Source organism: Nostocoides sp. (assembly GCF_035343835.1).
Classification (GTDB): Bacteria; Actinomycetota; Actinomycetes; order Actinomycetales; family Dermatophilaceae; genus Nostocoides_A; species Nostocoides_A vanveenii.
The window spans coordinates 1-9,376 of sequence record NZ_DAOQZV010000121.1; the positions used below are offsets into that span (position 1 = coordinate 1).

Annotated in this window: 12 protein-coding genes; 4 read left to right on the forward strand and 8 right to left on the reverse strand. The window is 69.9% G+C overall.

Features of this window, described 5'->3' with window-relative positions:
• A partial coding sequence (locus PKH97_RS09835) for an acyltransferase family protein (protein ID WP_324387231.1) occupies positions 1–1,112 on the forward strand: 1,112 nt, incomplete at its 5' end.
• 150 nt (positions 1,113–1,262) lie between these two features.
• On the forward strand, positions 1,263–1,436 hold the full coding sequence (locus PKH97_RS09840) for a hypothetical protein (RefSeq protein WP_324387232.1): 174 nt from the start codon (positions 1,263–1,265) through the stop codon (positions 1,434–1,436).
• Between the two features lie 196 nt (positions 1,437–1,632).
• On the opposite strand, the gene mutM is transcribed toward PKH97_RS09840, so the two are convergent.
• The 7 genes from mutM to PKH97_RS09875 all read right to left on the reverse strand — a co-directional run bounded on the left by mutM (position 1,633) and on the right by PKH97_RS09875 (position 7,474).
• Positions 1,633–2,496, reverse strand: a complete 864-nt coding sequence (gene mutM / locus PKH97_RS09845) for a bifunctional DNA-formamidopyrimidine glycosylase/DNA-(apurinic or apyrimidinic site) lyase (protein WP_324387233.1) — start codon at positions 2,494–2,496, stop codon at positions 1,633–1,635.
• Positions 2,497–2,503: 7 nt separating this feature from the next.
• Positions 2,504–3,220: a ribonuclease III gene (gene rnc, locus PKH97_RS09850; RefSeq protein ID WP_324387234.1), complete on the reverse strand. Its 717-nt coding sequence runs from the start codon at positions 3,218–3,220 to the stop codon at positions 2,504–2,506.
• Positions 3,221–3,233: 13 nt separating this feature from the next.
• Positions 3,234–3,428 carry a 50S ribosomal protein L32 gene (rpmF, locus tag PKH97_RS09855; RefSeq protein ID WP_324387235.1) on the reverse strand — a complete coding sequence of 65 codons (195 nt, stop codon included), beginning with the start codon at positions 3,426–3,428 and terminating at the stop codon, positions 3,234–3,236.
• Between the two features lies 1 nt (position 3,429).
• Positions 3,430–4,017: a DUF177 domain-containing protein gene (locus tag PKH97_RS09860; RefSeq protein ID WP_324387236.1), complete on the reverse strand. Its 588-nt coding sequence runs from the start codon at positions 4,015–4,017 to the stop codon at positions 3,430–3,432.
• A gap of 105 nt (positions 4,018–4,122) precedes the next feature.
• Complete coding sequence (gene coaD, locus PKH97_RS09865) at positions 4,123–4,608, reverse strand: pantetheine-phosphate adenylyltransferase (RefSeq protein WP_324387237.1); 486 nt, start codon at positions 4,606–4,608, stop codon at positions 4,123–4,125.
• On the reverse strand, positions 4,605–5,321 hold the full coding sequence (locus tag PKH97_RS09870; protein ID WP_324387238.1) for an RsmD family RNA methyltransferase: 717 nt from the start codon (positions 5,319–5,321) through the stop codon (positions 4,605–4,607). Before PKH97_RS09870 ends, coaD begins: the two co-directional genes overlap by 4 nt.
• Positions 5,321–7,474 (reverse strand): ATP-dependent DNA helicase RecG, encoded by a 2,154-nt coding sequence (locus tag PKH97_RS09875; protein ID WP_324387239.1) that lies wholly within the window; start codon positions 7,472–7,474, stop codon positions 5,321–5,323. The genes PKH97_RS09870 and PKH97_RS09875 overlap by 1 nt, the downstream gene beginning before the upstream one ends.
• A 146-nt stretch (positions 7,475–7,620) precedes the next feature.
• Here PKH97_RS09875 and rpmB point away from each other — a divergent pair, with 146 nt between their 5' ends.
• Positions 7,621–7,815 (forward strand): 50S ribosomal protein L28, encoded by a 195-nt coding sequence (rpmB, locus tag PKH97_RS09880; protein ID WP_324387240.1) that lies wholly within the window; start codon positions 7,621–7,623, stop codon positions 7,813–7,815.
• A 126-nt stretch (positions 7,816–7,941) separates the two neighbouring features.
• On the opposite strand, the gene thiL is transcribed toward rpmB, so the two are convergent.
• Positions 7,942–8,934, reverse strand: coding sequence for a thiamine-phosphate kinase (gene thiL / locus PKH97_RS09885; RefSeq protein WP_324387241.1), 993 nt, complete (start codon positions 8,932–8,934; stop codon positions 7,942–7,944).
• 98 nt (positions 8,935–9,032) lie between these two features.
• Between thiL and PKH97_RS09890 the strand changes: the two genes are divergently transcribed.
• Entirely contained in the window at positions 9,033–9,266 is a 234-nt protein-coding gene (locus PKH97_RS09890) for an Lrp/AsnC ligand binding domain-containing protein (RefSeq protein WP_324387242.1), read from the forward strand.
• Positions 9,267–9,376: the final 110 nt, after the last annotated feature.

Genomic DNA, 9,376 nt, shown 5'->3' on the forward strand with positions numbered 1-9,376 from the left:
CGCTCGCCGCGGGCGCCGTGCTCGCGGGGCTGATGTGGTGGCTCGACGAGAGCCGCTCGTTCACCTTCCGCGGCGGCCTGGCCCTGGCCACGCTCGCCACCGTCGTGCTGGTCGCCAGCGCGGTGAGCGGCGGCCGGTTCAGCCAGGCCCTCGACCTGCCGGCCATGCGCTGGGTGGGCGAGCGCTCCTATGGCATCTACTTGTGGCACTGGCCGGTCATCCTGATCGTCAACGCGGACAATCCGAGTGTGCCTGGGGCCCCGGGCTTCCTGTGGTCGCGCGCCTGGTGCGTCGTGGTGACGCTGGCGCTGGGCGATCTGTCCTACCGCTTCGTGGAGTCGCCCATCCGCCGACTCGGCTGGCGTGGCGCCTGGTCGCGGCTCGGCACCGTCACGATCGGGCGCGGCACATCCGTGCAGCGGGGGGTGGCCGCAGCGGCCGCTGCCGCCGTGCTCGCCACCCTGGGGATCGTGGCGACGGCACCGGCGCAGACCTCGACGCAAAGGCTCATCGAGGCCCAGGAGAAGGCGGCCACGCGGACCCCCTCAATGGCGGCGAGCCCCAGGATCGTGCTGGACGCCGGTTTCACGATGCCCAAGGGCTCCCAGATCGACGCCTATGGCGACTCGATGATGGTCGGCAGCGTTCCGGCGCTGCGCTACTACTTCCCCGGGATCCGGATCGACGCGAAGTCCAACCGTCGATGGTCGGCTGGCCTAGCGGCGATCATGGCCTCCGGGCATGACATCCGGCGCGGGGTGATCCTCTCCTTCGGCACCAACGCCGGTGTCGAGGAGACGGACCTGCGCGCGATCCTGGACCGGCTGGGGCCCAAGCGCATGGTTGTCCTGGTCAATATCCACCTGAACATGGCGCGCACCGCCCGCGACAACGCCACGCTCGCGCGGGTGGCCGGCGACTATGCGAATGTCATCGTCGCCGACTGGAATGGCGCGCTCGCGCGCGCCACAGGCGCCCTTCAGCCCGACGGCATCCACCCGAGCATGACCGGACAACACGTCTATGCCGCCACGATCCGGCAGGCCTTCGCGGACTTGTCCGAACGGCATACGGGCAAGGTCGTCAAGCTCAAGAAGCTCCCCATCCCCTGACTCCGTCGAGAGGGCAACCCAGCCCCGTCGAGTGAACACGACGTCGGAGGTGCGGTTCCAACCGGGAGATATTTGTAGACATTTTGTTACGGTGACGTCCAGGATCCTGCGCACCGAGTTGACCCGGTCCTTCCCCGCGAGGGCCTGCCGGTGATCCGGCGTGACGAGATCCTCGACGTTCTGGCCCTGGTGCCAGTGACCGAGGGCGTGCTGGCCGCATCCGAGGCGATCGAGCCGCAGGTCAAGACCCTGGACGCGATCCATGTGGGCTCGGCGATCGTCTCCGGGCTCGAGGCGACCATCGTCGCCATGACGCGGGCATGATCGCCGCCGCAACCGCGCTGGGCTATCGCACCCTTGACCCCGTCAACGAGCCTTGAGGCACTGCCGATTGAGACGGATGCCTCAGGGTCTTGTCAAGGATTTCGACCAGGTGAGCGACTTGACCTTGATCAACCCCTTCGACCACCCCCTCAGATGCGAGCCATGCTCACGGAGGAGGCCTTGGACGAATAACTGGCTACCTCGTTGTCTGGGGCCGCTTCTGGCAGTGGGGGCAGGAGTAGGACGAGCGGTTCATGAAGTGCTCGCGCCGGATCGGCGTCCCGCAGCGACGGCACGGCTGCCCTTCCCGGCCGTATGCCTGCAGCGACCGGGAGAAGTAGCCCGACTCACCGTTGACGTTGACATACAGGCTGTCGAAGCTGGTCCCGCCCTCGCCGAGGGCGTCGGTCATCACCGTACGGGCGTGATCGAGCAACCGCACGACGGCGGGCTTGGTCAGCCGCTCCCCCGGTCGCTCGCCGTGAATCCGCGCCCGCCAGAGCGCCTCGTCGGCATAGATATTGCCGATCCCCGAGACGATCGTCTGGTCCAGCAATTGCCGCTTGATCCCCGACGCCCGGCCCACGATCCGCCGGGCCACCGCGAGCGGGTCGAACTCCGGGTCGAAAGGATCCCGCGCGATATGCGCCACGGGCAGCGGAATCCCGGCCGCATCCCGTTCGACAAGCGCGAGGCCGCCAAACGTCCGCTGGTCCACGAAATGCAGCTCCACCGGCTCCCGGGCGGGATCCGGCGCGAAGGTGAAGCGCGCGTGCAAGTGCTTCGGATCCGGCGCCCCCGGCACGGCCAACAACAACTGCCCGCTCATCCCCAAGTGCACCACCAGGGCATCGTCGCCGACGACCAGCCAGAGATACTTCCCGCGCCGGCGCGCCTCGGTGATGACCCGGCCGGTCAGCCGGTCGGCGAAATCCGCCGGTCCGGGCGCATGACGGCGAAGCACGCGCGCGCCAAACGTGGTGGTGGCGGCGATTTCCCGGCCGAGGACGTGCGCGGCGACGCCGCGGCGAACGACCTCGACCTCGGGGAGTTCGGGCATGACGTATTCAGCACTCGGGCGGCGCCAGCGCCGAGGCGGTGATGTCGTGCCAGGCCTGCTCGGCGGCCCGTTGCTCGGCGTCCTTCTTGGTCCGGCCTTCGCCGGTGCCGCGGATCACCCCGCCCACGACCGCGCTCGCCGTGAAGACCTTCTCGTGCTCGGGCCCGGCCTCGGCGATCCGGTATTCGACCGGCCCGAGGTCGCGAGAGACGCTGGCTTCTTGGAGGGAGGTCTTCCAGTCCAACCCGGCACCGAGCCGCGCCGAGGCCGCGAGCACCGGGTCGAGCAGATAGTGGACGAAGTCCGTCGCTGCCGGTAGCCCGCCGGTCAGGAAGACCGCGCCGATGACGGCCTCGGTGGCATCGGCCAGGATCGAGGCCTTGTCGCGTCCGCCCGTGCTCTCTTCACCGCGGCCGAGCAGCAGATAGTCACCGAGGGCGACGGTCCGTCCGACGTCGGCCAAGGCACGCATGTTGACGACGGCGGCGCGCAACTTGGCCAGGTGCCCCTCGGACTCAGCGGGATAGGCCCGGTAGAGGTAGTCCGTCACGACGATCCCGAGCACGGAGTCCCCGAGGAACTCCAGCCGCTCGTTGTGGGGCAACGCCCCGTTTTCGTAGGCGTAGGACCGGTGGGTCAGCGCCAACGCCAGCAGCGACCCCTCGACAGCCACGCCGCAGCCCTCCACAAGGGCGGTGCGAAGCTCGTCGATGGGCCGCTGCATGTCGCGCGTCGGCTCAGGCCTGGTGCTCGGTGCGCTCGGCGACGCCGTAGTGGCGGCCGTTGTAGGTGCCGCAGGACGGGCAGGCGACGTGCGGGACGCTCGGCGACTTGCACTGCGGGCAGGTGGTCAAGGTGATCGGCGCGGCCTTCCAGTTGGCGCGGCGCGAGCGGGTGTTGGAGCGGGACGTCTTCCGCTTCGGGACAGCCACGTCAGTTCCTCTTCTCTTGGGTGTGGTCCGCGTCGACCGACGAGGACAGAGCCGTCAGCTGCGACCAGCGCGGGTCGAGCAGTTCATGGTGATGACCGGGGTCGTCCGCGAGGCGCGCTCCGCATTCGGAACACAACCCGGGACAGTCCGGCCGGCATACGGGCTGGAAGGGCAGTGCGAGCACGACCGCATCCACGAGCACGGGCTCGAGGTCGATGTGGTCGCCCTGAACTTCATACTCTTCGGTCTGCTCATCGACCGCCCCCGTCTTGCGATGGTGGGCGACACGCTCGGGATGAACGAAGAGCTCCTGGAAAGGTGCGGTCACCGAGGCGGTGACCGGTTCCAGGCAGCGAACGCACGATCCGGTGGCCGTGGCACGAACCTCACCGGTCGCCAGCACGCCTTCGAGGACGGACTCCAAACGGAGGCCGACCTCGAGCGGAGACCCGGCCGGCACGGCGATCACGTCGGTCCCGATGGCCTCGGGCGCCTCGATCCGCCGCGTCAGCTCCTGCATCGTCCCGGGTCGCCGACCCAACTCCAGGGTGCTGAACACCATGGGCGAGCGGGGGTCGAGACGGTTCATGGCTCCACGCAGACTGGCAATCGGAAAGGGCCGCCCCAAGGGATGCGCGGGCAGGCCGAAGGTCAAGCCTACCGCCCGGCGCGCACCCACCCAAATCGCGGAGCGTCAGGCGCCGGCCCGTCGCGCATAGAGCGCATCGCGCACCGGATCGGGAACCATGCCGCTGATCTCACCGCCGAGCCCGCTGATCTCCTTGACCAGCGATGACGAGATATGGCCGCTCGCCGCGTCCCCTTGGATGAACAGGGTCTCGATGCCGCTCAGCTGCCGGTTCATCAGCGCCATCGGCACCTCATAGGCGTAGTCGCTCTCGCTGCGCAGACCCTTGAGGATCGCCGTCGCCTCGAGTTTGCGGCAGACGTCAACGATCAACTGCCCTCCGAACGCCGCGACGCGCACATTCGCCAGATCCGCGCTCGCGCCCTCGATGAAATCGATGCGCTGCTCGATCGTGAACGTCCCGGACTTCGACGGGTTGTGCAGGATCGCGACGACGACCTCGTCGAAGAGGGCGGCGGCTCGCCGGATGATATCGAGGTGCCCGACCGTGACCGGGTCGAAGGAGCCCGGGCAGACGACGCGTCGGGTCATGGCTCCACCTCGGGCTCGGTGCGGTTGGACGCGTCCGAACCTAGCAACTCCACGGCTTGCGGATCAGCGAGCGGCGGATCATCGGCCACCGCGAACCACAGCCTCGTCTCGCCATAGCGACGGTCACCGGTGCCGCTCAGTCCCGCCGGCCAGGCCGGTTCCGGCGACCGGGTCGAGCGTTCGAGCACCAGCGTCGCCCCCGGCGCGAACACCCCGCTCTTGACGAGCGCCGCGAGATCCCCCGCTAGGTCCGCCTCGGCGAGCGGGTAGGGCGGATCCGCAAACACCAGGTCGTATGCCGTTCCCCCCACCTCGCCGCCGAGAACCGCTTCCGCGCGCGCGTCCCCAACCGCGCCCCGGCCCGCCCCCGCGAACGCCGCCCGTATGCCAGCCCGCCCGGCAAAACCGCGTACCGTCGCCGTCACGACGTCGGCGCGCAGGCCAAGCGCCGTGGCGTTCGAGGCGATCAACCGAGCCGTGGCCCGGTGCTCCTCGACCAAGGTGACGGTGGCCGCGCCCCGGCTGGCGGCCTCCAGCCCGAGGGCACCCGAGCCGGCATACAGATCGAGCACGCGCGCACCGGCGATCAGATCCCGCGCAACCAGGATGGAGAAGAGCGCCTCACGGACCCGGTCCGAGGTCGGCCGCGTTGCGCTGCCCCGCGGGGTGACGAGCGCACGCCCACCCGCGCGTCCGCCGATGATCCGCGTCATCAGGCCTTCTCCAGGAAGTCGGCCTGTTCCGGCGCCAGCTCGCGCGCAACCCGGTCGGCGAGCACCAGATGCTCGGTGAGTTCCGGATCGTCCGCGACCACCGCGGCCGCGTCGACCCGAGCCGCGGCGATGATCTCCTCGTGCGCCAGCAGCGACAAGAAGCGCAGGCCGCCCCGGCTTCCGCTTTGCCGGGCCCCGAGGATATCGCCCTCGCGCCGCTGCTTCAGGTCCAGCTGGGCCAGCTCGAAGCCGTCCGTCGTCGCCGCCACCGCGGCCAACCGCTCGGCCGCCGGCCCGTCGCCGGCTCGCGTCGTGAACAGGCACAGACCCGGGTAGGCGCCGCGCCCGATCCGGCCGCGCAATTGATGCAACTGCGAGACCCCGAAGCGGTCGGCGTCGCGGACCACCATCATCGTCGCGTTCGGGACATCGACCCCGACCTCGATCACGGTGGTGGCGACGAGGACGTCGATCTCGCCGGCGGCGAAGGCACGCATGACCTGGTCCTTCTCCTCCGACGGGAGCCGCCCGTGCAACAGTCCGACCCGCAGACCTGTCAGCGCCGGCTCGGCGCACAACACGTCATACGTCTCGAGCACGCCGATCATGTCCAGCTTCGGGGGCTCGTCTTCCTCCGCAGGAGGCAACTCGGCGGCCTCCTCGCTCGCCTGGTCGGGGCCGATCCGCGGACAGACGACGTAAGCCTGCCGCCCCGCCGCACATTCCTCAGCCACCCGCGCCCAGGTGCGTTCGAGCCACCCGGGGCGGTATTCGTCGACCACATGCGTGGTGATCGGCGAGCGCCCGGCGGGGAGTTCGTCGAGCACCGAGGTCTCCATATCGCCGAAGACCGTCATCGCGATGGTCCGGGGGATCGGAGTTGCCGTCATCACCAGCACATGCGGGGGGCGCTCGGCCTTACCGCGCAGGTTGTCACGCTGCTCGACCCCGAAGCGGTGTTGCTCGTCGACGACGACCAGGGTCAGGCCGGCGAAGTCGACCTTCTCCTGCAGCAGCGCGTGCGTGCCGACCACGATCCCGGCCGTGCCGCTGACGACGTCCAGCAGGGCCTGCCGCCGTGCGGCGGTGGACTGCGAACCGGTCAACAGAGCCACCCGGGTCCCGATCTCGCTGCCCCCCAGCAGGCCACCCTCGGCCAGATCCCCAAGCATCGCCGTGATCGAGCGCTGATGCTGCGCCGCCAGCACCTCGGTCGGCGCGAGCAGGGCGGCCTGACCTCCAGCATCGACCGCGCTGAGCATCGCCCGCAGGGCGACGACCGTCTTGCCTGACCCGACCTCGCCCTGCAGCAGCCGGCTCATCGGCACCGACTGCCCGAGGTCCGCGGCGATCTCGGCGCTCACGCGTTGCTGGCCGGCCGTCAGCGTGAAGGGCAGCCGCGCGTCGAACGCCTGCAGCAGGGGGCCGCCGCCGCTGATGGGCACCGCCATCTGCTCGCGAGCGCGAGCCAGCCGTCGCTGGGCCAGCACGGTTTGGAGGACGAACGCCTCGCCATACCGCATCCGGTCGCGGGCCCGCGCGAGTTCGGCGCGGCTGTTCGGTCGATGCAGCAAGCGCGTCGCCCGGTCCAAACTCGGCAGGTCGTGCTTGGCGCGGATCTCGGCGGGGACCGGATCGGGCAGCGGATCGAGCGCGTCGAGGACCAGCCGCACGGCACGCACAAGGTTCCAATTGTGCAGCTTCGGGACCGCCGGATAGACCGGGAAGAGCCCCGGTAGGTCGCTGTCGCCGCTGCGATCGAGCACCGTATAGCCCGGGTGCGCCAGCTGCCAGCGCCGGTTGAAAACTCCCACCTGTCCGCCCGCAATCACCCGCACACCCGGCCGCAATTTGTCTTGATGGCCGCGCGCGGTGAAGAAGGTCATGTCGATCTCGTGCCGCCCGTCGGTCAAGGTGGCGTTGAACATCGACCCGCGCCGGGTCGTCATCTCGCGCGTCTTGGCGGACAACACCTCGCCGATCACGACGACGAACTCGCCCTCGCGCAGCTCGCTGAGGTCGCTGTCATACGCCAAGTAGCGGGTGGGAAAGAAGCCGAGCAGGTCACGCACCGTGATCAACGCCCGCTCATCGCGCAGGGTGTGCGCAGTCCGCCCGATCAGGGGCGCCAGCGTCGAGTCGAGCGTGGCCACCTGCCGAAGGGTAGTCACCCCCGGTGACACCGCGCGTTTTGCCCGATCGGCGGCCGGTCGGATAATCTTGTCCGGTTGCCCGTATGCCGTTCACCGGCCATGGGCGCCCGACGAACCTTTCGATCCCCTCTTGAAGGAGCACCACCATGGCTGCCACCTGCGATGTCTGCGGCAAGGGCCCTGGCTTCGGTCACTCCATCTCGCACTCCCACCGTCGCACCAAGCGTCGCTGGAACCCCAACATTCAGCGGGTGCGCGCGATGGTCGGCGACGCCGGCAAGACCCCGAAGCGCCTGAACGTCTGCACCTCCTGCCTCAAGGCCGGCAAGGTCAACCGCTGACGTCATCCTGACGCACTCTCGAGAGCGGCCGAACCCCTTCGGGTCCGGCCGCTCTCGTCGTTCCCCCCGTCGAATGCACACTCCAACCCCGTGGAGTACACACCTCAACCCCGTCGAGTGCCAACCTCAGGGGGCGGGAGGGCGGGCGAAGTGGTCCCATCCGGTGACGGGCAGCGGGCGCCCGTCCAACCAGACACCCGGCTCACCGGTACCGGCCTGCTCCACCCGCCCCAACACTCGCCAGAACGGCGGCACCTCGCCGGGGAAACAGGCGAGCAGGCTGTGCTCCTCCCCGCCGCCCAGCACGCACTGACGCGCAACACCCCGTGCGATAAAGTTCTCCGCCCAGTTCAGGTCCGCCGCCAGCGCATCCGCCTCCAGGACCAGCCGCACCCCGCTGGCCCGTGCGACCCGGTCGGCATCGCGCGAGAGGCCGTCGGAGAGGTCGATCATGGCCCCGGCCCCGGCCAGAGCAGCAACCGGGCCTTGACTCAGCGGAGCCGTGGGCGTCAGGTGGTGCGCCAGCGCCTCGACCGGGAGATCGTCGACGCCCTGCCCGCTTGACGACGCCGCGAGCAGCAAGGCCAGTCCCACCGCGGAGCGGCCCAGCGACCCGGTCACCGCGATCCTGTCGCCCGGTCGCGCCCCGGCACGGGTCACCGGATCGCGCCCCTCGAGTTCGCCGAAGGCGGTGATCGCGACCGCCCGCAGGCCCGCCGGTGCGGACGAGAGGTCACCGCCCGCGACGGACACGGCATACCGCCGGCTTTGCACGCCCAACGCGGCGGCGAACCGTTCGACCCACTCCACCGGCGTCTCGGGATCGAGCAGCAGCGTGCATAGCAGCGACGTCGGCACGGCGCCCATCGCCGCGATATCGGCCAGGTTCTGGGTGACCGCCTTGGCGGCGACCTGCGCCGGCGTCGACCAGTCGTCTCGCCAGTCGCGTCCGAGGACCAGCGCATCCGTGGTCACCACCGGGGGGCCGTCCAGCCGCAGCACCGCGGCATCGTCGCCCGGCCCGAGGACGTCGTCACGACCGCCCGCCATCAGCGGCAAGATCCGCTCGAGCAGCTGATCCTCGGTGTAGCCACCAACACCCTGGGGAGACGTCGCCATGCCCGGCACGGTAGCGTCTGACACGACGTCCCTTCCGGACGACCAGTGCCACAAGAGTCGCGGTTGCGCCTCGAACCAGCCCAACGAAGGGGAGCCCCATGGTCCAGGCCTACATCCTCATCCAGACCGAGGTCGGCAAGTCGGCGAGCGTGACGGAGGCAGTTGCCAAGATCAGCGGGGTAACTCTCGCCGAGGACGTCACCGGCCCCTACGACTGCATCGCCCGCGTCGAGGCCCCCTCGGTGGACGACCTCGGCAAGCTCGTCATTGCGCGCATCCAGGAAGTCCCCGGCATCACCCGGACGCTGACCTGCACCGTCGTCCACGTCTGACGGGCCGACCCTGGGCGGCCGCTGCGGCGGCCGCCTTCGTGGCGTCACCTCTGACTGCCTGCGGCAACGGGTCGGTCGGCCTCGCCGTGCCGTCGCACGCCGGCGCCGCC